This window comes from Couchioplanes azureus (assembly GCF_014648355.1).
GTDB classification, from domain to species: Bacteria; Actinomycetota; Actinomycetes; order Mycobacteriales; family Micromonosporaceae; genus Actinoplanes; species Actinoplanes azureus.
Window position 1 is genome coordinate 348,242 of the sequence record NZ_BMQY01000003.1, and the last position, 24,578, is coordinate 372,819.

At 74.1% G+C, this 24,578-nt stretch carries 22 protein-coding genes; 8 read left to right on the forward strand and 14 right to left on the reverse strand.

Annotation, left to right across the window (positions count from 1 at the left end; all coding sequences use genetic code 11):
- Positions 1-11: 11 nt before the first annotated feature.
- Both IEY99_RS12850 and IEY99_RS12855 read right to left on the reverse strand, forming a co-directional pair.
- A complete protein-coding gene (locus IEY99_RS12850) occupies positions 12-1,004 on the reverse strand; it encodes a YihY/virulence factor BrkB family protein (RefSeq protein ID WP_189202775.1) in 993 nt (330 codons plus the stop codon).
- Positions 1,001-1,972, reverse strand: coding sequence for a diacylglycerol/lipid kinase family protein (locus tag IEY99_RS12855; RefSeq protein ID WP_189202777.1), 972 nt, complete (start codon positions 1,970-1,972; stop codon positions 1,001-1,003). The genes IEY99_RS12850 and IEY99_RS12855 overlap by 4 nt, the downstream gene beginning before the upstream one ends.
- 98 nt (positions 1,973-2,070) lie before the next feature.
- Between IEY99_RS12855 and IEY99_RS12860 the strand changes: the two genes are divergently transcribed.
- The 4 genes from IEY99_RS12860 to IEY99_RS12875 are packed head-to-tail and all read left to right on the forward strand — an operon-like array spanning position 2,071 to position 4,755.
- Positions 2,071-2,889 carry a YndJ family protein gene (locus IEY99_RS12860; protein WP_189202779.1) on the forward strand — a complete coding sequence of 273 codons (819 nt, stop codon included), beginning with the start codon at positions 2,071-2,073 and terminating at the stop codon, positions 2,887-2,889.
- 14 nt (positions 2,890-2,903) lie between these two features.
- Positions 2,904-3,413, forward strand: coding sequence for a DUF1990 domain-containing protein (locus IEY99_RS12865; RefSeq protein ID WP_189202781.1), 510 nt, complete (start codon positions 2,904-2,906; stop codon positions 3,411-3,413).
- Complete coding sequence (locus IEY99_RS12870; RefSeq protein ID WP_189202783.1) at positions 3,410-4,186, forward strand: MBL fold metallo-hydrolase; 777 nt, start codon at positions 3,410-3,412, stop codon at positions 4,184-4,186. Before IEY99_RS12865 ends, IEY99_RS12870 begins: the two co-directional genes overlap by 4 nt.
- A complete protein-coding gene (locus IEY99_RS12875) occupies positions 4,183-4,755 on the forward strand; it encodes a DedA family protein (protein WP_189202785.1) in 573 nt (190 codons plus the stop codon). Before IEY99_RS12870 ends, IEY99_RS12875 begins: the two co-directional genes overlap by 4 nt.
- Positions 4,756-4,763: 8 nt before the next feature.
- On the opposite strand, the gene IEY99_RS12880 is transcribed toward IEY99_RS12875, so the two are convergent.
- Entirely contained in the window at positions 4,764-5,702 is a 939-nt protein-coding gene (locus IEY99_RS12880) for a serine hydrolase (RefSeq protein WP_229798585.1), read from the reverse strand.
- Between the two features lie 121 nt (positions 5,703-5,823).
- On the opposite strand from IEY99_RS12880, the gene IEY99_RS12885 reads away from it, so the two are divergent.
- Positions 5,824-7,023, forward strand: coding sequence for a hypothetical protein (locus IEY99_RS12885; RefSeq protein ID WP_189202787.1), 1,200 nt, complete (start codon positions 5,824-5,826; stop codon positions 7,021-7,023).
- Between the two features lie 117 nt (positions 7,024-7,140).
- Positions 7,141-9,591: a glycosyl hydrolase gene (locus tag IEY99_RS34895; protein WP_189202789.1), complete on the forward strand. Its 2,451-nt coding sequence runs from the start codon at positions 7,141-7,143 to the stop codon at positions 9,589-9,591.
- Positions 9,592-9,652: 61 nt separating this feature from the next.
- Here the strand turns inward: IEY99_RS34895 and IEY99_RS12895 are convergent, their stop codons facing one another.
- From IEY99_RS12895 to IEY99_RS12905, 3 genes are all read right to left on the reverse strand, one after another.
- Positions 9,653-10,690, reverse strand: a complete 1,038-nt coding sequence (locus tag IEY99_RS12895) for a S1 family peptidase (protein ID WP_189202791.1) — start codon at positions 10,688-10,690, stop codon at positions 9,653-9,655.
- A 346-nt stretch (positions 10,691-11,036) separates the two neighbouring features.
- Positions 11,037-12,338: an FAD/NAD(P)-binding protein gene (locus IEY99_RS12900; protein ID WP_229798587.1), complete on the reverse strand. Its 1,302-nt coding sequence runs from the start codon at positions 12,336-12,338 to the stop codon at positions 11,037-11,039.
- 350 nt (positions 12,339-12,688) lie between these two features.
- Entirely contained in the window at positions 12,689-13,267 is a 579-nt protein-coding gene (locus IEY99_RS12905; protein ID WP_189202795.1) for a winged helix-turn-helix domain-containing protein, read from the reverse strand.
- An 880-nt stretch (positions 13,268-14,147) separates the two neighbouring features.
- On the opposite strand from IEY99_RS12905, the gene IEY99_RS12910 reads away from it, so the two are divergent.
- Complete coding sequence (locus IEY99_RS12910; RefSeq protein ID WP_189202797.1) at positions 14,148-14,984, forward strand: alpha/beta fold hydrolase; 837 nt, start codon at positions 14,148-14,150, stop codon at positions 14,982-14,984.
- A gap of 33 nt (positions 14,985-15,017) precedes the next feature.
- On the opposite strand, the gene IEY99_RS12915 is transcribed toward IEY99_RS12910, so the two are convergent.
- From IEY99_RS12915 to IEY99_RS12940, 6 genes are all read right to left on the reverse strand, one after another.
- On the reverse strand, positions 15,018-16,514 hold the full coding sequence (locus tag IEY99_RS12915) for a sensor domain-containing diguanylate cyclase (protein WP_189202799.1): 1,497 nt from the start codon (positions 16,512-16,514) through the stop codon (positions 15,018-15,020).
- Positions 16,514-17,692, reverse strand: coding sequence for an FIST signal transduction protein (locus IEY99_RS12920; protein ID WP_189202801.1), 1,179 nt, complete (start codon positions 17,690-17,692; stop codon positions 16,514-16,516). The genes IEY99_RS12915 and IEY99_RS12920 overlap by 1 nt, the downstream gene beginning before the upstream one ends.
- Before the next feature lie 155 nt (positions 17,693-17,847).
- Positions 17,848-18,474, reverse strand: coding sequence for a response regulator (locus tag IEY99_RS12925; protein ID WP_189202802.1), 627 nt, complete (start codon positions 18,472-18,474; stop codon positions 17,848-17,850).
- Positions 18,471-19,712, reverse strand: a complete 1,242-nt coding sequence (locus IEY99_RS12930) for a sensor histidine kinase (protein ID WP_189202804.1) — start codon at positions 19,710-19,712, stop codon at positions 18,471-18,473. The genes IEY99_RS12925 and IEY99_RS12930 overlap by 4 nt, the downstream gene beginning before the upstream one ends.
- A gap of 54 nt (positions 19,713-19,766) precedes the next feature.
- A complete protein-coding gene (locus IEY99_RS12935) occupies positions 19,767-20,672 on the reverse strand; it encodes a hypothetical protein (RefSeq protein WP_189202806.1) in 906 nt (301 codons plus the stop codon).
- A 77-nt stretch (positions 20,673-20,749) separates the two neighbouring features.
- Positions 20,750-21,631 carry a pyridoxal-phosphate dependent enzyme gene (locus IEY99_RS12940; RefSeq protein ID WP_189202807.1) on the reverse strand — a complete coding sequence of 294 codons (882 nt, stop codon included), beginning with the start codon at positions 21,629-21,631 and terminating at the stop codon, positions 20,750-20,752.
- 104 nt (positions 21,632-21,735) lie between these two features.
- Between IEY99_RS12940 and IEY99_RS12945 the strand changes: the two genes are divergently transcribed.
- Complete coding sequence (locus IEY99_RS12945; protein WP_189202809.1) at positions 21,736-23,064, forward strand: FAD-dependent oxidoreductase; 1,329 nt, start codon at positions 21,736-21,738, stop codon at positions 23,062-23,064.
- Here IEY99_RS12945 and IEY99_RS12950 read toward each other — a convergent pair.
- Positions 23,054-23,971: a GlxA family transcriptional regulator gene (locus IEY99_RS12950; RefSeq protein WP_189202811.1), complete on the reverse strand. Its 918-nt coding sequence runs from the start codon at positions 23,969-23,971 to the stop codon at positions 23,054-23,056. The genes IEY99_RS12945 and IEY99_RS12950 overlap by 11 nt on opposite strands.
- The gene (locus tag IEY99_RS12955) at positions 23,968-24,564 is read right to left on the reverse strand and encodes a cysteine hydrolase family protein (protein WP_189202813.1); all 597 of its coding nucleotides are present in this window, start codon (positions 24,562-24,564) and stop codon (positions 23,968-23,970) included. Before IEY99_RS12955 ends, IEY99_RS12950 begins: the two co-directional genes overlap by 4 nt.
- Positions 24,565-24,578 lie beyond the last annotated feature (14 nt).

Consider the following 24,578-nt stretch of genomic DNA (forward strand, 5'->3'; position numbering starts at 1 on the left):
GTGGGCCCGATTTACCCCGTGCGCTGCTCCGGTACACCGGGCTGGGGCGTGCCGGGCTCCCAGCGGTCGCGCAGCGCCGGCCGGGTGATGCCCACCCGCTGCGCCTCGAGCTGGGCGGCGAAAGCGAGACCGAGGAAGAGCGCGATACCGGTGAGGTTGGCCCACAGCAGCAGCGCCATGATCGCGGTGAGCGGGCCGTAGGTGGCGTCGAAGCCGTCGCTGACCCGCACGTACCCGGCCAGGAGCAGGCTGGAGGCCCACCACAGCACGGTGGAGAGGGTGGCGCCGAAGAGCAGCCAGCTGAGCGCGGGCTGGTTGCGGCGCGGGGCGTGCCGGAACAGCAGCCCGACCGCGAAGACGATGAGCAGCAGGCTCAGCGGCCACCGGACGACGTCGAACGCCAGGTGGGCGCCGTAGCCCCAGCCGGCCTGCCGGGCGATCGACTCGCCGGTCGCATGGCCCGCCACGAGCAGCAGGAAGCCGAAGAGCGCGGGCAGACCGGCCACCACGGCCAGCACGGCGGCGCGCGTGTACTTCTCCAGGGCGTTGCGGTCGCGTTCCACGCCGTAGATGCGGTTGGCGCCGCGCTCGATCTGCGCCATCGCCGTGGTCAGCGCCACCAGGCCGGTCAGCAGGCCGAGCACGAGCGCCAGCTCGCCGGCGTCCTCGGTGCGGTCGTCGTCCTGGAGCAGCTCGCGCACCAGCGGTTCGCTGGCGCCGGGGGTGAGGGCGAGCACGGTGTCGGCGACGACCTGGCCGCCCTCCTCGGCGCCCAGGTCGGTGGCCAGCCCGGACAGCGCGATCATGAAGGGCACGATGGCCAGGCAGAGCTGGAACGCCAGGGCGCGCGAGTGGCTGAAGCCGTCGCCGTACCGGAAGCGGATGAAGGCGTCCCGCAGCAGATGCCACCGCCCGTAACGGCGCAGCGCGTGGAAGGCATCGTCCGCCGAGAGCTCGTCCCCCGGCATCATCCTGGTCTCAGGTACGGGCTTGGTGCTGCTCACTTTCTTTCCTCCGCCGCGGCGCGCACCTCCTCGGCGGCCTGCTCGGCGGCGCCGCTGTCGTGGGCGAGGTCGGGATCGCTGTCCGGCTGGGGCACGCACAGCAGCAGGGCGCGGGGCCGGATCCCGATCGACATGCTCAGACCCGGCTCGATGAGGTCGCCGTCGAGCTGGCGCGGCTGCGGCGAGATGCCGCGGATCTCCACCCGCCGGGCGGTGTACCTCTCCATCCGCGGTATCCGCTCCCGGCGCCGGACCACCGCCCAGGCCAGCGCGGCCCAGTGCGCGAGGTTGCGCGGGCTGAGGATCGCGACGTCGAGGCGGCCGTCGGCCGGGTCGGCCTCGCTGAGCAGCCGTACGCCGCCCTGCAGCCGCCCCACGTTGCCGACGATGACGGTCCGGGCCCGGCGGCGCAACGCCGGCTTGCCGTCCAGCGAGATGACCACGGGCATAGGCTTGTCCCGCAGGTGCTTGAGCGCGCCGCCCACGTACGCGATCCAGCCGATGTGCTTCTTGGCGGTCTCGGAGGTGCCCGCGAGCATCTGCGCGTCGAAGCCCATGCCCGCCATGACCGCGAAGCACCGGTCCCCGCAGACGCCGACGTCGATCCGGCGCCGGCCGCCCTGCAGCGCGATCTCCACGCCGGTGGCGGCGTCGCCGTTGAGGCCCAGGTTGGCGGCGAGCAGGTTGCCGGTGCCGGCGGGGATCACGGCCAGCGCGACGTCGGTGCCGGCCAGGGCGCCGACGGCCGCCATGATCGTGCCGTCGCCGCCGCAGACGAAGACCAGCTCGGCGCCCTTCTCGATCGCCTCCAGGGTCTGGCCGCGGCCCGAGTCCTCCCGCGTCGTCTCCAGCCACTGGGGCTCGGGCCAGCCGGCCGCCGCGAGTCCCCCGACGATGGTGCGGCGCAGCAGGTCCAGGTCGGGAACCTTCACGGGGTTCACGACGACGGCGGTACGCGGTCCGGTCACGGCGACAGTGTGCCGGACCGGGATCACAACGGCGACTCGAGATTCCAGGGGTTACAGTGGCATCGGCAACTTGAACGCGTTCAAGTGAGGGGGTCGCGATGGGAGTGTTGGTCAACCTGCTGGTTGCGGTGGGCATGCTGGTCGTCGTCCCGGCGGGGCTGCGCCTGCTCGACGATCCGGCGGCCGGCTTCGCCCGGCGGGCCTGGCCCTTCGGCGCCGTGGCCGGCGCGCTCAGCCTGTGGCTGCCGCGCGGCGCGGCCGCCACGGCGCTGGCCACCGGCTATGCGGTCACGGCGGCGGTGCTCTGTGCGTACGCGCTCAGCAGACCGGCCCGCCCCCGCCGCGAGCGGGCCGCCGAGGCCGCCGTGCTGACCGCGCTGATCGGCCCGGCCGTGGCCGCCGGCGCCCTGGTCGCCGAGCGCAGCGGATATCACCTGTTCGGGTTCGAGCTGGACGTGCTGTCGCTGACCGTGGCGCACTTCCACTTCGCGGGCTTCGCGGCGGCGCTCGTCGCCGGCCTGCAGACCCGGGTCCGGCCCGGACCGGCCGCCGACGCCGCGGCGCTGACCGTGCCGGCCGGCACCCTGATCGTGTTCGTGGGCTACTTCACCGCCGAGTGGGTCGAGCTCGCCGGGGCCCTCGTGCTGACCGCCGGCATGTGGATGGTGGGCGCGCTGACCTGGCTGCACGCCCGCACCGGCGCGCCGGACCGGCTCACCGCGGCACTGCTGGGCGGCTCGGCCCTCGTGCTGGCGGCCTCCATGGTGCTGGCGGTGAGCTGGGCGCTCGGCGAGGCCACCGGACTGCCGCACCCGTCGCTCGCCTGGATGGCCGCGACGCACGGAGTGGCGAACGCGCTCGGATTCGCGGTGTGCGGCATGGTGGGCTGGCGCCGCGCCGGGGCAATCCTCCAGTGACCGAAGGGACACCCATGTTCACCTACGCCGAGGTCGGTGCCACGCTGCACGGGTCGCTGCCCGCCGGCTACCGCCACCTGCGCTACCGCACTTTGCTCGGGCGCGACGCCGGCGCGCTCTTCGACTGCGCGGCCGAGGCGATCCTGACGTTCCGCATGCACCGCGGCACCGGCGCCAAGATCCGGGCGGACGCCGTCCGGGCCGCACCGGGCGTACGGCTCACGGTGGGCGCCGGGCCGCTGCGCGTGCCCTGCGAGGTGGTGTGGACGGCCGAGGAGCCCGGCCGCGCCGGTTTCGGGTACGGCACACTGCCCGGTCACCAGGCCCGCGGCGAGGAGGCCTTCACCGTGGAACGCGACGCCGCGGGCGACGTGTGGTTCTCGGTGACCGCGTTCAGCCTGCCCGCGCGCCCGCTGATGCGCCTCGGCGGGCCGGTCGCCGTGCTCGCCCAGCACCTGTACGCCCGGGTGTGCGGACGCGCCCTCAAGAAGGTGTGCGCGCGGTCCCGTACGGTTGATCCGTGACCGACACGAGCGTCACCTGGTGGGGGCACAGCACCATGTGGCTGACCGACTCCGGCGTCAGCCTGCTCACCGACCCGTTGCTCACCGACCGGCTGGTCCACCTGCGCCGGATGGCGGGACCGTCGCCCGCGCTGCCGGGCGCCCCGGACGCGGTGCTGCTGTCGCACCTGCACGCCGACCACTTCCATCTGCCGTCGCTCCGGGCGGTGCCCGGAGAGCCGCTGCTCGTCGTCCCCCGGGGCGCGGCCGCCTTCGTGGCCGGATCCCTGGGCCGGGCGTACGGCGAGCGCTGTGTCGAGCTGGAGCCCGGCGAGGAGACGACGGTCGGGGCGGTGCGGGTCCGGGCGGTGCCCGCGGCCCACGACGGCGGCCGGGGCCCCTGGTCGCGCCTGCGCTCGGTGGCGATGGGTTTCGTGGTCGAGGGGGCCGCCCGCACCTGGTACGCCGGCGACACCGGCCTGTTCGACGGCATGTCCGCGCTCGGCCCGCTCGACCTGGCCCTGATCCCGGTCGGCGGCTGGGGTCCCACGCTGGGCGCGCACGGTCACCTGGACGCGGCCCACGGCGCGGAGGCCCTGCGCCGGGTCAAGGCCGCCTGGGCGGTGCCGGTGCACTACGGCACGTTCTGGCCGATCGGCATGGCCCGCTTCCGCACCCACATGTTCCGGGACCCGGGCACGGAGTTCGCCCGCCGGGCCGCGACCGCCGCGCCGGACGCCCGGGTACGCGTCCTGGCCCAGGGCGAGACCCTCACGATCGAGCCGGCCGCGTGATCTCCGAACTCGGCGCCCTGGCCTGGCTCCTCGCGGTCGTGGCCTTCGGCGCGATCGTCCCGGTCGTCCCCACCGGCGCCGCGGTCAGCGGCGCGGCGGTCCTCGCGTTCCACGACCATCCCTGGCTGATCGTCCTCGTGGTCGCCGCGGGCGCGGCCGGCGCCTATGCCGGCGACCTCGTCATGTACGCGATGTGCCGGGCCGGCGGGGAGCAGCTCGCCCGCCGCCTGCGCTGGCTGCGTGACGAGGAACGCCTGGTCCCGCTGAAGGAGCGGCTGCGGCGCGGCCAGATCCCGGTGCTGCTGGTCTCGCGGCTGCTGCCCGGCGGCCGGGTGCCGGTCCTGCTCGCGGCGGCGTTCCTGGGGCTGAGCTGGCGCACCTTCGTCGTCGCCAACCTGCCGGCCTGCGCCCTGTGGTCCGCCGTGTACGCCGGCATCGGGGTGGCGGGCGGCTCCATCTTCCCGGAGCCGTGGCAGGGCGTGCTGGCGGCCGTCGCCCTGGTGCTGGTGATCAGCCAGGCGGTCAACCTGGTGAACAAGCGGCGCGCCGCCTCCAGCCCGGCGGCGTAGGCGGTCGTTCAGTATTTGAGGTGCTGCCGGGTCAGCGTGGCGACCCGCTCGACGAGCTCGATGCCGGCGTTCATGGACGGGTTGCCGTGCGAGAGGACCGCGATCGAGACGTCCGTCTGGTCGTCCGCCGACACGACCCGGCCGATCGAGTTGACCGCCCACCGGCCGCCGTCCGCCGTGCGGGTGTCCCAGCCGTTCTTGACGGTCGCCGCCTCGCCCCGCTCGGCGACCTCCGGGACGCCCCACTGCTGGCTCTCGATCACCGTGCTCATCATCAGGAACGCGGTCTGGCGCGAGTCGGCGTCCAGCGGGCTGCGGGTGTCGGCCAGCGCGTCGAGCAGGGTGACCTGATCGTCGACCGTCGTCGTGGTCAGGCCCCAGGCGGCGCTGACCCGCGTCTCGGTGAGGCCGAGGCGCTCGTTGCACCTCGTGACGGCGATGCGGCCGCCGAGCTGCTCGAAGAGCTTGGAGGTGGCGTCGTTGTCGCTGCGCCGGATCATCGGCTCCGCCAGCGCCCGCTCCCCCGGGGTGAGCTCGCGGTCCTCGTCCTGGGCCCGCAGCAGCAGGCAGGCCAGCACCTGCACCTTGACGATGCTGGCGGTGTCGTAGGCCGCCGAGCCCCGGTAGGAGTAGCGCTCACCCGTCCGCCTGTTCAGCACGGCGACGGAGAACTCGGGGGCCTCGGCGGCGACCTGCTTCAGCGCCTCGTCGAGCTTCTTGGCCCGCCGGGCCCGCTCGGCCTTGGCCAGCTCCTCCGGGCTCGGTCCGCGGGAGGTCGCGCGGGGCGTGGCCGTGCGGGGCGACGACGTGTCGCCGCCGATCGTCAGCGAGCTGGGCAGCAGCCCGGAACCACCGCGGCCGTCCTGGATGCCGAGCCCGATCAGGGCGACGCCACCCACGATGATCACCATCGCGAGCGCGAGGATCCACTGCCGGGTGTGCCGCACCCATGCATAGTGCCGTGCTCGCGGCGAGATCCCAAGCCTTGCGCGGGAGGTTCATGTCAGAACACTCTGTGCATGATCACTTGTACGGTTGGTCATGGACCGGGGTGGGCACAATGGGGGCATGTCCCTCCTCCCGTCCCCCGCCGCCCTCCTCGACCTCTCCCGCTACGCCGTCGGCCAGGTGGTCGGCACGGCCGCGACCCTCGCCACCGTGCCCGTGCGGCTGCTGAGCCTGCTGGGCCAGACCGAGCTGCTCGTCGGCCGGGTCACCGTGCTCGCCGAGCGCGCCGACGGCCTGATCGACCGGATCGAGCGCACCGTGGACACCGTCGAGTCCCTGATCGCCCGGGTCGACGACACGGTCGGCGGCGCCCGCACCCTGATGGCCCGCGTCGACGGCACGGTCACCGGGGCAGACGCCCTGGTGAAGCGGGTCGAGGGCACCGTCAGCGGCGCCGACGCCCTGATGGCGCGGGTCGACGGCACGGTCACCGGGGCCGACGCGCTGGTGGGACGGGCCGGTGGGACGGCCGACGACGTGGCGGCCCTCGTCGCGCGGGCCCGTGGCACCGCCGGTGACGTGGAGGCCCTCGTCGCGCGGGCCGGTGGCACCGCCGAGAACGTCGAGGCCCTGATGGCGCGGGTGGGAGACACCGCCGCGACGGCGGAGACGATCATGGCCCGGGTGGCCGCCACGGCCGCGGAGGCCGAGTCCGTCATGGCGCGGATCGACGGCGCGGCCCGGGAGACAGAGGCGATCATGGCGCGGGTCCTGGACACCGCCGGGGAGGCGCAGACGCTGGTGGCGCGGGTCGACCGCACCGCCGGCGAGGCGGGCACCCTGGTCGGCTCCGTGGGCGGGACCGTCGCGGACGCCGCCGACGCCGTCCGGGAGACCAAGGCGATCCTGGCGGCGGCGGCGCTCGCGGTGCAGGAGGTCGCGGCGATCACCAGTACGGCGTCCGCGGTGGTGGCACAGGCCGGGGGCACGTCCACGGAGGCGAAGGAGCTGCTCGACGGTTACGCGCCCACGCTGCGCCGGGCCGCCCCGCTCGCCGCGCGCTTCGTCGAGGAGCTGACGCCCGAGGAGGTCACCGCGGCGATCAAGATGATCGACGAGCTGCCGCGGCTGCGGGAGCACCTCAGCAACGACGTCATGCCGCTGCTCGGCAAGCTGGACCAGGTGGGACCGGACCTGCACGCGCTGCTCGCGGTCACCAACGACCTGCACCTGGCCATCGTCGGCCTGCCGGGACTGAAGCTGCTGCGCCGCCGCGGCGAGGAGCGGGTGGCCGAGGAGAACCTGCCAGACGCCCGCTGAGCTGTGCCTATTTACCGTCGTACACATTGACGAAACAAACTGGCCACAGTTACCGTGGCGGCATCGTGAGAGCGCTCTCTCACGCTCCGGCGACCCCCGAATCCCCCGGAGGTACCGATGCATCCCGCCGCCCCCCGCCGCCTCCTCGCCCCCACCGCCGTCCCCTCCTCCGCCGTCCCCTCCGCCGACCTCCGTCCCCGGCGACGCCTCACCGCTCTCGCCACCGCCGTCACCCTCGTGCTCGGCGCCGGGGTGGCGTCCGTCTCCGTCGCCAGCGGCGCCCAGGCCGCGACCGTCGGCGCGGGCAGCTACACCGAGACCCTCCCGCCGGGCGCCAAGCTCCCCACCGGCTGCGGCGACCTCTCCACCAACCCGCGGCGGTACGTGACCGCGAACGCGCCCGCGGGACCCGTACCCACCAACGACTGGTGGTCCTCGCTGCTGTTCAAGAAGGGCGACGAGTGCAACTTCTCGCAGCCGCTCTACGCCGGGCCGGCCGCCTACCGGCCGGTGCCGGGCGGGCTGGGCCTGTCCTACCAGACCGAGGCGGCCATCAGCGGCAGCGGCACCGGGCTGGGCGAGTACCACTACCCGTACGCCCAGCACGTCGTGGCCGGCGTCGCCGGGCTGCACGCGACGCAGGCGCTGGTCGACGGCTGGAGCGACTGGACGGTCACACCCTCGTGGAGCGACGGCACCCGGACCCTGAAGGCCACCGTCGGCCACGGCCTGCCCCTGACGTTCTTCCAGGCCACCGGCGGCGACGCGCTGCTCACCATCACCGGCCCGCCCACCGCCTGGCAGAACACCGGCGCCCGGATCGGCTTCTCGATCGGCGGGCACGACTACGTCGCCTACGGGCCGACCGGCGCGACCTGGACGCTCAGCGGCAGCACCATCCGCTCCAGCCTGGCGGGCAAGGGGTACTTCTCCGTCGCCGTCCTGCCCACCGACGCCGGCACGAGCACCGCCGACAAGATCGCCCTCGCCGACACCTTCGGCCGGTACGCGCACCAGCACGTCACCGGCACCCGCGTGTCGTACGCCTACAACCAGAGCGCCGGCACGGTGAGCACGACGTACTCGTTCACCACGACGGCGCGCGAGGGCAGCGGTTCCGGCACGGTCATCGCCCTCTACCCGCACCAGTGGCGCTACCTGTCCAGCGGCTCGCCGCTCACCCGCACCTACGTCTCGCCACGCGGCCCGATGAAGATCGTCACCGGTACGTCGTTCGGCACGTCCATGAAGTACACCGGCGTGCTGCCGGAGCTCCCCGCCGTGGGCGACTCGGCCGGCGCCGACCTGGCCCAGATCACCACGTACCTCAACGACGAGCTGGCCGACCCGGCCGCCTTCCGTGGCGACGACACGTACTGGACCGGCAAGGGCCTCGGCCGCGCCGCGCGGATCGCGGAGATCGCCGACCAGCTGGGCCTCACGGCGGTCCGCGACTCGGCGCTGCACGTCATCCGGACCCGGCTCACCGACTGGTTCACCGCCTCGGCGGGCAAGACCGGGCGGCTGTTCTACTACGACCGCAACTGGGGGACGCTGATCGGCTATCCGGCGTCGTACTTCTCCGACGAGGACCTCAACGACCACCACTTCCACTACGGCTACTTCGTGGCCGCGGCGGCGACCCTGGCCAAGTTCGACCCCGGGTGGGCCTCGGACAGCCGGTACGGCGGCATGGTCGACCTGCTCATCCGGGACGCCAACAACTACGACCGCGGCGACACGCGGTTCCCGTACCTGCGCGACTTCGACATCTACGCGGGCCACGACTGGGCCTCCGGGCACGGGGCGTTCGGCGCCGGCAACAACCAGGAGTCCTCCTCGGAGGGTCAGAACTTCGCCAACGCACTGATCCAGTGGGGACAGGTCACCGGCAAGACCGCCGTCCGCGACGCCGGGATCTGGCTGCACACCACCCAGGCCGCGGCGATCAACGAGTACTGGTTCGACGTCCGGAACGAGAACTTCCCCGCCAACTGGGGGCACAACTACTCGGCGATCGCGTGGGGTTCCGGCGGGGCGTACGCGACCTGGTTCTCCGGCGAGCACGCGATGGTCGTGGGCATCAACATGCTGCCGATGACCGGCGGTCAGCTCTACCTCGGCGACTATCCGGCGGTCGTGCGGAACACGTACGCGGAGCTGGTCCGCAACAACGGCGGTGAGCCGACGGTCTGGCGCGACATGCTGTGGCAGTATCTCGCGCTCGGCGACCCGGACGCGGCGCTGGCCAAGTTCCGGGCGAGCGGCGCCTACTCCCCCGAGGAAGGCGAGAGCAGGGCGCACACCTTCCACTGGATCCGCAACCTCGCCGCCCTCGGGCAGGTGGAGACCGGGGTGACCTCGAACCATCCGCTGGCCAAGGTGTTCATCAAGAACGGCTCGCGGACGTACGTGGCGTCGAACATCACCGGTACGCCGCAGAACGTGACCTTCTCCGACGGGAAGACGCTGAACCTGGCTCCCGGCCGTACCGTCGCGAGTGGCGCCACGAACTGGACCGGCGGCACCGCGACCGGCGGGACCTCGGGCGGTGGCACCACCTCCTGACGCCTGGCAAGGGAAAGGCCCCGGCGGGCGGCCGGGGCCTTTCCTGTGGTGGAGGTATGGCTCAGTAGACCGAGACGCCGTAGACGCTCAGCGGCTCCGTCACGGGCTGGAAGTAGGTGGTGCCGCCCGAGGAGCAGTTGCCGCTGCCGCCGGAGGTCAGGCCCATCGCGGTGGTGCCGGCGTAGAGCGGGCCGCCCGAGTCGCCCGGCTGGGCGCACACGGTGGTGCGGATCATGCCGTAGACGGTGCCCTGCGCGTAGTTCACCGTGGCGTTGAGGGCGGTGACCCGGCCGGAGTGCGTGCCGGTCGTGCTGCCGCGCCGGTAGACGGTGGTGCCCACGGCCGGCGTGCCCGCGTTGGTGATGTCCTGCGAGCCCACGTAACCCGGCTTCGAGATGGTGGTGTTGGTGTAGCGCACGATGCCGTAGTCGTTGGTCGGGAAGCTGCTGCCGGTCCGGGTGCCGAGCGTCGTGGAGCCGTTCGTCCACGTCGAGCCGATGTTGGTGCAGTGCCCGGCGGTCAGGAAGTAGTAGGTGCTGCCGCTGCGGACGTTGAAGCCGAGCGAGCACCGGGAGCCACCGGCGTAGATGGCGTCGCCACCGGAGATCATGGGCGCCAGCGTGCCGGGGACGGACTCGACCCGGGCCCGGTCGCCCACGGCGGCGACGGTGGCCCGTACGGCGGCCAGCTTGGCGCCGGTCACGGTGCTGTCGGCGGTGACCAGGATCTGGTTGCTCACCGGGTCGAGGGCGAACGAGGTGCCGGGCGTCGTGAGCGTGGCCTTGAGGGTGGCGTCGGCGGCGGCGAGCGCGGCGCCGCTCCGGGTGACGTAGCGGGCAAGCGCGCCGGCGGCGGCCACGGACCGGGCGGTCGCGGCGTCGGTCACGTTGACGACGACCTTGCCGGCCGAGTCGACGTAGGAACCGGCGGCACGGTCGCCGAGCCGGGTGTCCAGGCTGGCGGCGAGGGCGGAGGGCGCGAACGAGGGGTCGGCGGCGGGACCGGCCGGGACGGCGGAGGCGGGTGACGCGACAACGCTGACGGCCAGCAGTGCGACGGCGAGACCGACGGTCGGCCGGCCGAGCTTGGGGATACGCACGGGGTCCTCCCAGGGGGATGGGTGGTACGCCGGGGGCTCGGCGTACCGAGTGCCACCCGTAGTATTGAGAACAATCAATGACAACTCAAGGCAACAATGTCCTACCGAACGTCACCGAGATGTTTGTCAAATAACCCCTGAGCTGCGACTTCCTTCCTTGCATATCACCGGGCTATCACTCAGCCGGGATGCCGAGGCTGTTCATGATTGACAATCCGACAATCCCCGCCGGGGACGTCCGATCATCGACGGGCCGCCCTTGCGGCATTCCGGCCCGACGATTCCGCCGCGGGATTCCCGGCGCCTTCCGCCTCCGCTCCCGCCTCGTGGGTCGGACTGGGCGACCTCACGCCACCCCGGCGAGCGCCGGACGGGGGCGCAGATCGGTGGCGAGGCGGTGCGCCTGGGCCCGGATCTCCGGCACCGCGGTCGTCTCCCACTGGGCGCCCCGGCGGAGCGGGCCGATCAACCAGAGCCGCTCGTGGACCCGGCCGTCGGCGGCGACGAGCCGGCCCGCCGGATCGATGTCGAGGCCCAGGTCGTGCGGACCCAGCCGCACCAGCCCCTCCTCCAGCAGGGCACCCACGAGCGGGCCCGCGGCACCGGGAAGCCGGCCCGGCCCGGCACAGTTCACCACCGCGGCGTAGTCGGCGAGGCCCGGCCAGGCGGCGACGCCACCCCGGCGGATCTCCAGCAGCCCGGCCTCCCGCAGCGCCACCACCCGGGCGGCGACCTCGGGCGCCATCCGGTGCCGGTGACACTCCCACGCCCGGGCGAGATGCCGCAGGAACGCGCCCTGCTCCTGCGGCGTCAACGCGACCCAGAGCCGATCCAGGTACGGCCGCATCCCGTCGACCACCGGCCGCCAGTCCGCGGCCTCGCCGGCGGCGGCCCGTACGGTCCGGACCACGTCGCGCAGGGTGGCACAGTCGTCGAGGTCGGGCACGGCCGGCGGCGCGGCGTCCACGGTGTGGGTCAGCGGCAGCAGGCCACGCCGGCTGATCGCCACCACGGGCGCGGTGCGGCGGCCGTCGGCGGTCAGGGTGAGTGCGACGTCGACCGCGGTCAGCCCCGTGCCGACGAGCAGCACGGGCCGGTCGGCCGGCAGCGCCTCCAGCACACCGGGCCGCCACGGGTCGTCGATGTACCGGGGATGCTCGAACGGCTGCCGCGCCACGGTGGGACCCCCGACCGCGAGCACGACATGATCGGCGCGCACGCGCGTGCCGTCGTCGAGCACGACCGTGCCACCGCCGGCCCCCGGCACGACCGTGCCACCGCCGGCCCCCGGCACGACCGTGCCACCGCCGGCCCCCGGCACGACCGTGCCACCGCCGGCCCCCGGCACGATCCGCGTCGCCCGGGCGCGCCGCACCTCGACCCGCCCGGGATGGGCCGCCACCGCCTCGTCGAACACCGCGCGCAGATAGCGGCCGTACTCGCGGCGCGGCCGGAAATCGGCGGGAGCGGCACCGGACCACCGCACGAAGTGGTCGGGGTCGTCCGGGTCGGCGCTCATCGCCCCGGCGCGGGAGTTGAGCAGGTGCCAGGGCTGCGCATTGCCGTACGCGACCCCGCCGCCGGGCTCGCCGGGCTCGACCAGGACGACGTGGTCGTCCTCGCCGCATCGCAGCAACTCCCGCGTCACCAGGACACCGGAGCACCCGCCTCCGACCACCGCCACCGTGCGCCGCATGGCACCCCCAATCTCTATCAGCACGATAGGCAAGGGAGGCCTTGGAAGCCAGGACCGCGCCGGACCGATCGTGCGGCCAGCCGCACCATAGCGCGGACCGCCCGGCCGGTGGCCGGTGGCGCGGTGCCGATGGCCGATGGCGCGGTGCCGATGGCCGATGGCGCGGTGCCGATAGCCGATGGCGCGGTGCCAATGGCCGATGGCGCGGTGCCAATGGCCGATGGCGCGGTGCCAATGGCCGGTGGGCGGTGATTTGGCGGTGGGGTGGTCGATGCCGGTGGCCGGCGGTGGGTGGCCGGTGGTCAGGATTCGGTGATGGTGATGGCGGCGTCCTCGGCGAGGCGGTAGCCGATGCCGTACACCGTGGTGATGATTTCCGGGTCGCCCAGCTTGGTGCGCAGCCGGCTGACGTGCACGTCCACCGTCCGCACGGTGGTGTGCGTGTGACCCCAGACGTGGCCGAGCAGCTGGTTGCGGCCGAAGACCTGCCGGGGGTTGCGGGCCAGGAAGACCAGGAGCTCGTATTCCAGGCGGCTCAGGTCGATCAGCTTGCCGTCGAGCGTGGCGGTGCGCGGCCTGAGGTCCAGGTGCAGACCGGCGCGGGGCTCCTCCGGCTCGGGGGCCGCCGGCGGCGCGACGACCGGGGTGCCCAGCGCGATGTCGGCACCGGGGCCGGCGGCCGCGATGAGGTCCCGCAGCGCCTCGAGGAGCCGCTCACCGCCCTCGGAGCCCGGCTCGCCGAGCGTGATGGTCAGGGTCACCGACGAGACGGGATCGCCGGCGACCGGCCGCAGCCGCGCGCTCCGGGGGCGGCCGCCGGGACCGCGGCGGGCGGGCGGGACGCGGCGTGGGAACAGGTCGGCGACGGCGAGAACGGACATGCTGACCTCCGGAGATGTCACCGCTGCCGGATCTCGGCGGCGGTTGAATAATACTTTTCCCACGTGTTCAGTAGGATTATAAGCGCATCGATGCGCGACAAGTTCATGCGAAAGAAGGAGTCACGCCGAGCGGCGCGGCCCCGGTGGTCACCGAGCCACCACTTCGGACCGGAAGACCCGGCCCACCCATGCTCCGGCCCACCCACGGCCGGGCTCACCCCACGCCAGGGCGCGCACCGACAGCCTGGACCACACCACGCTCCAGGTCCGCTCAACCTCGAGCGAACCGCCGCCTCGGGCCAAGCCGGCGCCGTGGCCCCAGCCGAGCCGTAGCCCCAGCCAAGCCGTGGCGTCGGCCTAGCCGTGGCCCCAGCCGAGCCGTAGCCCCAGCCAAGCCGTGGCGTCGGCCTAGCCGTGGCCTCAGCCGAGCGGTGGGCTCAGCGGGAGCCTGGACCCGGCCGACAGCCACCGGCTTCGCGGGAGCGGAGCCGACTGTCGACCGTCGACTGTGGGACTTGGTGACGACGATCCGTTCCGCCCGGGCCCCATCGCCCGCGACGCATGGTCTGCCGGTCAGGTCACCGGAGGACTAGCGGGCGCAACACCGGGCACTCGCACACCGGAGAAGGTCGATGGCGAGGCGGGACGTCAGTCGTGCGTCACGCAACAGCATGCCTCCGATCCTTGTTGCTCCCCGACACCGCGGTCAAAACAAATCCAGAATGCGGGAGCCATTTCTCCGCAACAATAACGGTCACCTGGCCACCCGAGAAAGTGACGACACACACAATTTACATTCGACCGTGATCAATCGCCCACGGGCGCCCGGTTCCACCGCCTGGGTGTGCCGGGGCTTTACCGCCTGTGTGAAGCTGTCGGGATGCAACCGCGCATCCATCCCGTCGTCACCCCGGACGGGCTGACGCTCACGGTCGAGGAGTACGGCACGCCCGGCGACGCCGCATCGATCGTCTTCCTGCCCGCCCTCGGCGTGCCGCTGGCCTACTACGGCAAGTTCTTCGACACCTGGGCCGCCCGGGGCCGGCACCTGGTCGGCGTCGAGCTGCGCGGCATGCCACAGAGCCCGGTCACCGACCTGCGCAAGGAATCGTTCGGCTACGCCCACCTGGTCAACGTCGACCTGCCCGCGGTCTTCGCCGGGTCCGCCGTCCCGGCCACCGGCAAGGTCGCGCTGGTCGGGCACAGTCTCGGCGGCCAGCTCGCGCTGCTCTCCGGCGCCGCCGGGACCGTACGCGCGGACGCGATCGTCACCGTCGGCACCGGGACCAGTTCCACCGCCGCCCGCCGCAGCCGCCTCGGCCGGGCCAGCCGGGCCGCCGGCGTCCGCTTCGTGGGCGCGGTGACCTGTTCCCTCGGCTACTGGCCCGGCCACCGGCTCGGCTTCGCGGGCCGGCAGCCGCGCACGCTGATGGCCGACTGGGGGTACGAGGCCCGGCACGGACGCTACCGGCTGCACGGCGACCGCACCGACTACGAGGCGGCCCTCGCCCGGCTGGAGACGCCGGTCCTGCTCGCCGGCATCGCCGGCGACCGGATGATCACCACCGCCGCGGTGGACCACCTCGCCCGCCGGCTCCCACCGCACGTCGAACGCACCCGCATCGAGACCACCCGGGACCACTTCCTCTGGGCCCGCCGAGCCCCCGAGCAGGTGATCGAGACGGTGGAGACCTGGCTCGCCGGGCACGCCCTCTGACCGAGCCGGATCCCGGGCCACGCCGGTCGCCGTTCAGGGCGAGGCGATCGGCTCCGGTCTCCTGCCGGGCGGCGCGAGCCGGCTGCCCTTGGCCCGGTACATCGCCCCGTCGGCGGCGCGCAGCAACGCCTCGGCGTCGTAGCCCACCTCGTCGGTGACCGCGACACCGAAGCTGGAGCCGGCCAGCAGCCGTGTGCCGCCGAACTCGAAGGGCGGGGTGAGCACCTCCTCCAGGCGCCGCGCCACGGCCCGTGCCTCCTCCGGCCCGGGCAGCTGTTCGCAGAGCACGACGAACTCGTCACCGCCCAGCCGGGCCAGCAGGTCGGGGACGCGGATCGCCCCGGACAGCCGCTGCGCCACACCGACCAGGAGGGCGTCGCCGACATCGTGGCCGTACGTGTCGTTGACCGCCTTGAACTTGTCCAGGTCGGCGAAGATCACGCCGATCGTGCCGCCGGTGCGCCGCGCGTCGGCGACCGCCTGCTCGAGCCGCTCCATGAAGAGCGCGCGGTTCGCCAGCCGGGTCAGCGGGTCCCGCTGCGCCTGGTCGCTGACCCGCTCGAACAGCAGCGCCTTGGAGATGACGAGCGCCGCGAGGTCGGCGAGGTGACGCAGCAGGGCGTCGGGTTCGCTGTCGACCGGCGGAGCACCGCGGACCATCAGCAGCCCCAGCTCCTTGCCGCCGGCGCCGAGTCGCAGCACCCGCACCCCCGGCGGCGGGTCCGCCGGGTCGAGGCCGGGCGGCGGTGCGTCGCCGGCCGTGGCGGCCAGCTCGACCACCGTGCCGCGCTGCAGATGGATGGCGGCGCCGTCGACCGGCACCTCGGCGGTCACGATCCGGGCGATCGCCCGGACCACCTCGGTCAGGTCGAGCATGCCCACCAGCTTGGCGGTCAGCTCGTGGAGCCGGTGCAGCCGCTGCAGCTGGGCGTGGGTGCGGCGTTGCAGCCGCCCGTTGTCCACGGCGAGTGCCACCCGGGTGGCGACGGCCCTGAGCTCGAGCGCGTCGGCGCTGTCGAACGGCGCCTCGGTGCGGCGCACCAGAAGCATGTGTCCCAGGGTCTCGTCGCCGGTGGCGAGCCGCGCCCAGACGACGTGCCGCGGGTCGTAGGGGGTCAGCCATGGTGGTACCGGCACGTCGTCGGCCGTGCCGGACACCAGCGGCTCGGCCCCGGTCGCGGACTCCACGCCGGCCGGCAGCTCGGCGGCCCCGGCCGGGAGGTCGTGCGCCGGGACACCCCAGGAGCCGGCCAGCTCGGTGCGGCCGTCGCGGACCAGCCAGAAGAGGGCGATGTCGGCGGCGAACAGCTCGGCCACCTCGCCGGCGGCGCGCGCGAAGATGTCGTCCACGTCGGTGAGCTGCCCGAGCACGCTCACCACCTGGGCGAGGCGGGTGGCCCGGGACAGCGCGCGTGCCGAGGTGGTCTGCGACGCGGTGATCTGGGCGCGCAGGCGTCGTACCTCCTCGCGCAGCCGTTCCAGTTCGTCGCTGTCGTCCCGGACGTCGGGCCCCGAGATCGTGCCGGTCATCAGAAGGCCAGCACCGCGACGGTGGCGTTGTGGAATCCGCTCGAACCGGTCACCCGGGCGAACTCCCCGTACGTGAAGAAGCCGCCGGCCGGCGCTCCGGCCAGGGCCGACGAGACGGCCTTGGCTTCCGTGTCCACGCGGTCGCCGAACAGGGCCGTGCGCGCGGTGCAGCTGAACACCAGCGCACCGCGCGGCGGACCGGCGAGCTGCCCGACGGCCGCGGCCGTCGCCTGCCCGGCGGCGTCGATGAGCTCCTCGAAGCCGCTCTCCATGATCTGCACGACCGAGTAGTCGCTGACGTACCCGAACATCACCAGACCGCCCTCGGGAGTGCAGTCGAGGATGTGCCGGACGTCGAAGCGGCCGGACGCGTTCGGCAGTCCCAGCGGACGGTCCATGACCAGACCGGCGAAGGCCATCCCGGCGTCGTCGCGGGGGTCGCCACCGCGCATCTCGAGATACGCCTCGCGGGCCGGGCGCCCGTCGATCTCGTGGATCACGTTGCCCTCGGCCCGGGTGACGATCATGGTCTCGCCGGTCGGCCGCCAGCCGTGCTCGGTCGCCACACCCAGCGGGGACGGCGAGTTGAACCAGATGGCAACCACGCCGTTGTGCAGCACCCGTCCCTCGGCCAGCTGATAGGTCTGTTCCATCCGCAGCGGCTCGGCGGCCGCGCCGCCGATGATCGGCACCATCGCGCCCGCGACCGCGTACGCACCGCGCAGCACCTCGCGCTGGTCACCGGCGAGGCCGTCGGAGAGCACCATCAGGACCGAATGCGGGTGCTCCGTGCCCGCCCGCGCCCGGGCAGCCTCGGTGGCGCGGCGGGAGGCCCCGGCGATGTCGGCGCCCAGCGGCTCCTCGGCCGCGACGCCGATCGAGGCGCCGTCCCCGGGGATGTAGATGGCGACGCAGCCCGCCCGCACGTGTCCGGCGGTGGTGAACGACGCGTACGACGAACAGCCCACGAGCGTCGCCTCGCCCGCGGCCGCTTCGGCGGCGGCGAGCACGGCGTGCGGGTCCTGGTCGAAGGTGGGGAAGACCACCACGAGGTCACCGGCGGCCGGCACCCGGCCGCCGAGTGCCTCCGTCACGGCCTCGGTCGCGGCCGAGGCCGCGTCGCCGGCAAGGCTCTGCCCCGTCCCGAGGGCGGACACCCCGGCACCGATTACGCTCATTCTAGGCTCCGTCACGACGGTAGGTCGTTCTTCCCGTACCCATCGGCAGGCCCGCAGCCGGGCTGAGGCCTCCGCCGACAATCCCGGCGGCGGGCCCGCCGGGTTCCGTGGCGCAGGTCACGGTGCCGGGCACCGCCCCCGCCGCGCCGGGTGACTCAGGCGGAGCGGGCGAAGAGGGCCAGGCGGACGCGGTTGGGGCTGTCGGTCTTGGCCATCAGGCTGGTGACGTGGGTCTTGACGGTGGTCACTCCGATGTGGAGCCGCTCGGCGATCTCGGTGTTGGACAGGCCCTCGGCGACGAGCTCCAGCACGTCCCGCTCGCGGGCGGTGAGGCCCGGCACGCGCCTCGGCCGGCCGGTCCGGGCCTCGACCGCGCGGTGCACCAGGCGGCGCAGCACCTCCTGGCTGAAGGGGCTGTCTCCGGCCGCCGCCCGCCGGATGCCGTCGAGCAGCTCGGCCGGGGGTGCGTCCTTGAGCAGGAAGCCGCACGCCCCGGCGGTCAGCGCCGGGTAGAGGTGGTCGTCGTCACCGAAGGTGGTGAGGACGACGACCTTCGCCGCCGGGCGGGCGGCGAGGATGCGGCCGGTGGCGGCGATGCCGTCGACGCCGGGCATCCGGAGGTCCATGACGATGACGTCGGGGGTCAGGCGGGCGGCCAGGGTTATCGCGTCGCGGCCGTTCTCGGCCTCCCCCACCACGTCGAGGTCGGGTTCGGCTTCGCAGAGCATGCGGAGCCCGGCTCGGATGAGCGGCTGGTCGTCGACCAGCAGCACCCGGATCATGCGATGACCTCCGGGGGCAGGCCGGCGCCAGCTGGCGGAGTCGTGACGTCGGGGACCGGGGAGGCTGCGGGGGCAGCTGGGACGGCCGGCAAGGTCGTCGAGACCCGCCAGCCGCCGGCCGCCGGACCGGCGGTGAGCCGGCCGCCGAGGACCTCGACGCGTTCCCGCATGCCGGTCAGTCCGTGACCTCCGCCGGACGGCAGGGCGGGCACGACGCCGCCGCCGTCGTCGGCGACCGACCACAGCACGTCGCCGTTCTCCACCCGTACGACGAGCCGCGCGTGCGCCGCGGGACCGGCGTGCTTCGCCACGTTGGTCAGGGCCTCCTGGGTCAGCCGGAGCACCGCCATGCCGCGGACCGCGTCGATGGATGCCGCCTCCTCGTCGATCGTGCAGTCGACGGTCAGGCCCGCCTGCCGCGCCGTCGACACCGCCGCAGCCAGGGCGGCGGGGAGCGCGGCCGGTTCGATGGCGGTCAGCGCGGCGTCGGTGCGTACGGTGGGATCGCGCAGCACCGCGACCAGCCTGCGCAGGTCCGCGAGCGCCGCGGCGCCGGTGCGGTGCACGTCGTCGAAGACGTCGGTGACCCGCGGGTCCGCGTCCGGCAGGACGTGCCGGGCCACGCCGACCCGCAGCACCATCGAGGCGACGTGGTGGGCGACCACGTCGTGCAACTCGCGGGCGATGGCGCTGCGCTCGTCGGCGCGGGCCGCGCGGCTCTCCGACTCGCGCCGCTGCCGCTCGGCCTCCGCCTTGGCCTCCGCCTGCCGGCCGAGCTCGCGGGTGGTGCGGATGACCAGGCCGAGCAGCACCGGCAGGCCGACCACCACGAGCGCGCCGAAGACGGGGGTGCCCCAGCGGTCCGGGTCGTGCGCGTACCCGGCGACGAGGTGGATGGCCGCCACCAGGGTGGCTCCGGCGGCGTACACCCGCGGGCGCGGGGTCGCCATGGTCAGCTCGAGCAGCGCCCAGGAGGTGCCGACCTCGTTGATCATCTGGTCCCGGACGAGCAGGTTCGCGGCGATCAGCAGCGCCGACTGGACAAGCAGGTTCGCCACCCGCCGCCGGTGCAGCGCCAGCGCCGTGGCGAAGGCCAGCAGGGCGAGGACCCACTGGGTGCGCGTCGGCGACCGGCCCGCCTCGGTGCCGAAGACGAGGTAGCCGACGCCGCTGAGGTCGAGCAGCAGCATGCGGACGAACGTGTCCCGTGCGTCGAAGAGCCGGCCCACCCATCCCACGCCCCTCACCCTAGAGGCCCTCCGGGACGGGCCCCGGCGCGGACAGGACGGCGGTCATGCCGCGAGCTCCAGTTCCGGGCGCCCCGCCCGGACCACCGCGGTCGCGGCCACGGCGGTGGCGGCGGCCAGCGCGGCGACGGCGGCCAGGGTCGGCGCGTCGGGCCGCAGCAACGGCTGCCCGCGCAGCGCCTGCCAGGTCAGCAGCAGCGTCAGCATGCCGTACGCGCCGCCGCCGACGGCGAGCAACCGGACCCGGGTGCGGGCGTCGAAGCGGCGGCTGAGCAGCAGGGCGAGCAGCGGCAGGGCCTGCAGCGCGTGCAGCCCGACGAAGTGACCGATGCGCAGGTCGCCGCCGGTCGTGCTCCAGCCCAGCAGCGGGAGTCCGGGGCCGCCGTCGGCCACCCCGACGCTGTGCGCGCCGGTGATGGCGGCCTGGCCGGGCGGTGCCGCGGAGGGCAGCGTCATCGGCACCGCCACGAGCATGCCGAGCAGAGCCAGACCCAGGCCCCACCGTACGGCGTGGGCGGCGGCGCGGTCGGCGATCCGGGCCCGCAGCACCACGACCGCGATGACGAGATGGCCGGCGAACAGCACCATGATCGAGGTGCCCATGAGCTGCCACAGCAGCGCGTCGAACGGGGTGCGCGCGTTGAAGTGGCTCGTCGTGCCGCGCAGCACCTGGCCGACGATGACGGCCATCTCGACGACGCCGACCGCGGCCACGACGGTCGCCGCCCGCTCGGCGGCGCGGCAGCGGCGCGGCAGCAGGGACAGCATCCAGGCGAGGGTGCCGGCGTAGAGGACGAAGGACGCGGCGAACTTGAGCGGCTTGGCCCAGATCGGCATGCCGGTCAGGACCCGGGGATCGGCGACGAGGCCCGCCGCCGCGACCACGGCGAGCGCCGCCATGGCGGCGGTGAAGGCCAGCAGCGGACGGTGCAGGCGCGACAGGGTTGGCATGCCGTCGATCCTGGCCGTCTCCCGGCTCCTCTTCCTCCGCCCGCGGGTCCGAGGCCTCCTCCCCGGGTAGGAGGCGGTCAGGCCAGGGCGGGGTGGCCGAAGAGACCGGGGAGGCCGCCGCTGTGCAGGAACACCACCTTGCCGTCGGGCGGGTTGGCGCGCAGCCCGGCCAGGGCACGACCGGTGTACGTCGGATCGAGGAACAACCCCTCGGTGCGGGCCGCGAGCACGAGCGCCGACCGTACGGAATCGGTCAGCTCCGCGTAGCCCGCGCCGACCTGGGAGTCGTCGATCTGCAGGGCGGCCGGGTCCACGGCGGCGCCCATGCCGTCGAGCAGCGACGCCACCGCGGCGCGGGGCGCGCTCAGCGCTCCGGTGTCCACTCCGTACACCCGGTGCGGGCCGAGGCCGGCGACCAGCCCGGCCATCGTGCCGCCCGAGCCCAGCGCGACCACGACCGCGGCCAGGTCCGGCAGCTGGGTCAGCAGTTCCGCCGCGCAGTCCACATAGCCGCGGGCCGACACCGGGGACGTGCCACCGAACGGGATGACGTAGCCCTCCTGCGCCGCGGCCACCTCGCCGAGCGGGGCGTCGCCGGCCCAGACGATCGTCGCGCCCGCCAGCTCGTCGAGCAGCAGGTTGCCGCGGTGTGTCCCGGGTGGATCGCCGCGCAGCACCAGCGTGCAGGCCAGGCCCAGGCGGGCGGCGGCGGCCGCGGTCAGGCGGGCGTGGTTGGACTGGGCGGCGCCCGTGGTGACCAGCGTCGTCGCGCCCGCCTCGAGCGCCAGGGCGCACAGGTGCTGCAGCTTGCGGACCTTGTTGCCGCCTCCGCCCAGCCCGGTGAGGTCGTCGCGTTTGATCCACAGTTCGTCCAGGCCGAGCGCCGCGGCCAGGCGCGGGGCCGGCTCCAGCGGGGTCGGCCAGGTGCCGAGGGAGATCGGTGTACGGGGAGCAGCCATCGGACGTCCTCATCGTGGATGGACCGGAAGGTGGCGAGCGTAACCTCCGGCGGCGTCGGTAAACCGCTCGCTCGGTGTTCGCCTCCCACCTAGCATCGACCGCCATGGACGTAGCCATCATCGGCGCGGGACCGACCGGCCTCTTCACGGCCGTCGCGCTCGCCCGCCGCGGGCACCTGGTCACCGTGGTGGACCGCGATCCGGGTCCGGCCCCCGACGGCACCTGGGAGCGCCGCGGCGTCATGCAGTTCCACCACCCGCACGGCATCCGCCGGCAGGTCGTCCGCGCGCTCGAGGCGGAGCTGCCCGAGGTCGCGGAGGCGCTCGTCGCGGCCGGCGCGGAGCTGTCGGTCGTACCGATGGGCGAAGGCGTGCCGCCGATGGTGGTCGGCCTGCACTGCCGGCGGATGGTCTTCGAGCGGGAGCTGCGCGCGGCCGCGGTCGCCGAGCCGGGGGTCACCTTCGTCGCCGGGCACGCCGACGAGGTGCTCAGCGAGCGTGGCCGGGCGGCCGGGTTGCGGGTCGGCGGCGCCGAGCTGCGGGCCGGGCTGGTCGTCGACGCCTCCGGCCGCTCCGGGCGGATCGCCGGCGTCCGGCGCGCCCCGGCGATCGGCGGCGACTGCGGGCTGGCGTACATCTCCCGGCAGTACGCGCTGCGGCCCGGGGCCGAGCCGGGACCGGTGAACGCGCCGCCCGGGCTGGTCACCCGCTTCCCCGGATATCTGGCCGCGGTCTTCCTGCAGGACAGCCGGACGGTGTCGGTCATGATCTCGCGGCTCAGCTCCGACCGGGAGCTGGCCGGCCTGCGCGAGCGGGACGCGTTCGAGGCGGCCGTACGCGTGATTCCGGGGCTGGACGAGTGGACGGCACCGGAACGCGCCGAGCCGATCACCGGCGTCCTGCCCGGCGCCCGGCTGCACAACAGCTATCGCGGGCAGCTCGACGAGGACGGCGAGGTCGCCCTGCCCGGCCTGGTCCACCTCGGCGACGCGGTCTGCACCACCAACCCCACCGCCGGGCGGGGCATCGCGACCTCGCTCATGCAGGCCCGGCAGTTCGTCCGGATCCTCGGCGCCGACGTCGAGTCGGCCACCCGCGAGCTCGACGCCTGGTGCACCGCGCAGATCCGGCCCTGGTTCGACGACCACGTGGCCTGGGACGCCGACGAGGTGCGGCTGTGGTCCGGCGAGGACATCGACCTCGACCGCCCGCTGACCTCCGGGCACATCGTCGCCGCGGGGCAGGCGGAGCCGTCGCTGATGCGGGTGATCGGCCCGTACCTGACGATGAATGCGCTGCCGGCGACGCTGGGCGAGGTGGAGCCGCGGGCCCGGGAGATCTACGCGCGCGGCTGGCGGCCGCCGGTGCCCGCCGGCCCGACCCGCGACGACCTGGCGGAGCTGGTCCGCCGCCACGCGGGCGTCACCGTGTGACGGGCACCCGCGCACGCAGGCGGCGCAGCATCCGGGCGTCGCCGAAACCCACGGCACGCGCGGCGGCCTCCACGGTGGCGCCGTGGCCGATCAGGTGCTCGGCCCGCTCCACCCGCAGGAGCTGCTGGTAACGCAGCGGCGTCTGGCCGGTGGCGGCCTCGAACTGCCGGGTCAGCGTGCGCTCGCTGACCGCCGCCGCGGCCGCGAGCTCGGCCAGCGGCAGCGGCTCGGCGAAGTGCGCGTCGATGCGGTCCTGCACGCGGTGCACCGCGTCGCTCAGGTGGGCCCGGTACCGCAGCATGGCGCTGGACTGCTGCTCGTCGCCGTTGCGCCGGGCGTACACGACCATCTCGCGGGCCACCCGCGCCGCGACCGCCGGGCCGTGCCGCACCGCGACCAGGTGCAGGGCCAGGTCGATGCCGCTGGCGATGCCCGCGGAGGTCACCACCCGGTCGTCGGAGACGTAGAGCACGTCCCGGACCACGCTCGCCCGGGGATAGCGCCGGGCGAGCTCCTCCTGGACGTCGTGGTGGGTGGTGCAGCGGCGGCCGTCGAGCAGCCCGGCCCGGCCCAGCGCGTCGGCGCCCGCGCAGATGCTGGCGACCGTCCCACCCGCGGCGTGGTGGGCGGCGATCCGGCCCAGCGTGCGGTCGCCGAGGGGGCCCGTGCCGGTCAGCCCCGGCGCGCGCCAGCCCGGCACCACGATCAGGTCGTCCGCGCCCAGCCGCGGCCAGGCGGTGCCGGCGCGGAGCTCGACGCCCTGGTGGGTGCGGACGGCGGGCTGCTCCGCGACGTACGACAGGACATGGTCGTGCCCGTGGTCGGCCGCGGTCGAGAACACCTGGGCCGGGCCGGCGAGGTCCAGCAGGTGCAGGCCCGGCACGAGCACGAACACGACGCGACTCACGATCCGGTCAGCTCCCCGGTCAGCTCGGCCACGGTGGCGATGGTAGCGAAGCGGCCGGCCAGGGCGTACTCCGTGCGGGCGGTCACCGCCGCGGCGGGCAGCGTGCGCGGGTCGGCCAGCATCTCTTCCAGGGTCTGGCCGGCGGGGGCGTCACGGTGCGGGATGGGAAAGGTCGCGGTCGCGTCGGTGACGAACGTGACGGCGTAGCCGAGGTCGGCACCCACCCGCGCGGTGGTCTCCACGCACTGCTCCGTACGGATGCCGCAGACCGTCAGCCGGCGCACTCCCCGGGCCGTGAGCAACTGCTGCAGATTGGTCGTGGTGAACGCGTTGTGCGAGGTCTTGGTGATGACGGGCTCGCCGGCCCGGGGCGCAAGCTCGGCGAGGACGCGCACGTGCCCGCTCGCCGGGTCGAAGACGTCGCCGCTGCCGGGCTCGGCGTGCAGCACCCACACGACGAGGTCGCCGGCGGCCCGGGCGGCGGCGGCGAGCCGGCCCACCCGGTCGGCGATCTGCGGGTTGTCGACGGCACGCCACAGCGGGCGGGCGCGGAAGGACTCCTGGACGTCGATGATGATCAGAGCGTTGGTCATGCCTCGATCCTGCG

What these genes read in the sequence shown, in the direction of transcription:
- IEY99_RS12865 (WP_189202781.1), top strand. Translation starts at nt 2,904, where the DNA reads ATGTTCACCTACGCCGAGGTCGGTGCCACGCTGCACGGGTCGCTGCCC.
- IEY99_RS12860 (WP_189202779.1), top strand. Translation starts at nt 2,071, where the DNA reads ATGGGAGTGTTGGTCAACCTGCTGGTTGCGGTGGGCATGCTGGTCGTC.
- IEY99_RS12910 (WP_189202797.1), top strand. Translation starts at nt 14,148, where the DNA reads ATGCAACCGCGCATCCATCCCGTCGTCACCCCGGACGGGCTGACGCTC.
- IEY99_RS34895 (WP_189202789.1), top strand. Translation starts at nt 7,141, where the DNA reads ATGCATCCCGCCGCCCCCCGCCGCCTCCTCGCCCCCACCGCCGTCCCC.
- IEY99_RS12945 (WP_189202809.1), top strand. Translation starts at nt 21,736, where the DNA reads ATGGACGTAGCCATCATCGGCGCGGGACCGACCGGCCTCTTCACGGCC.
- IEY99_RS12915 (WP_189202799.1), bottom strand. Translation starts at nt 16,514, where the DNA reads ATGACCGGCACGATCTCGGGGCCCGACGTCCGGGACGACAGCGACGAA.
- IEY99_RS12905 (WP_189202795.1), bottom strand. Translation starts at nt 13,267, where the DNA reads ATGTCCGTTCTCGCCGTCGCCGACCTGTTCCCACGCCGCGTCCCGCCC.
- IEY99_RS12920 (WP_189202801.1), bottom strand. Translation starts at nt 17,692, where the DNA reads ATGAGCGTAATCGGTGCCGGGGTGTCCGCCCTCGGGACGGGGCAGAGC.
- IEY99_RS12925 (WP_189202802.1), bottom strand. Translation starts at nt 18,474, where the DNA reads ATGATCCGGGTGCTGCTGGTCGACGACCAGCCGCTCATCCGAGCCGGG.
- IEY99_RS12940 (WP_189202807.1), bottom strand. Translation starts at nt 21,631, where the DNA reads ATGGCTGCTCCCCGTACACCGATCTCCCTCGGCACCTGGCCGACCCCG.
- IEY99_RS12885 (WP_189202787.1), top strand. Translation starts at nt 5,824, where the DNA reads ATGTCCCTCCTCCCGTCCCCCGCCGCCCTCCTCGACCTCTCCCGCTAC.
- IEY99_RS12955 (WP_189202813.1), bottom strand. Translation starts at nt 24,564, where the DNA reads ATGACCAACGCTCTGATCATCATCGACGTCCAGGAGTCCTTCCGCGCC.
- IEY99_RS12935 (WP_189202806.1), bottom strand. Translation starts at nt 20,672, where the DNA reads ATGCCAACCCTGTCGCGCCTGCACCGTCCGCTGCTGGCCTTCACCGCC.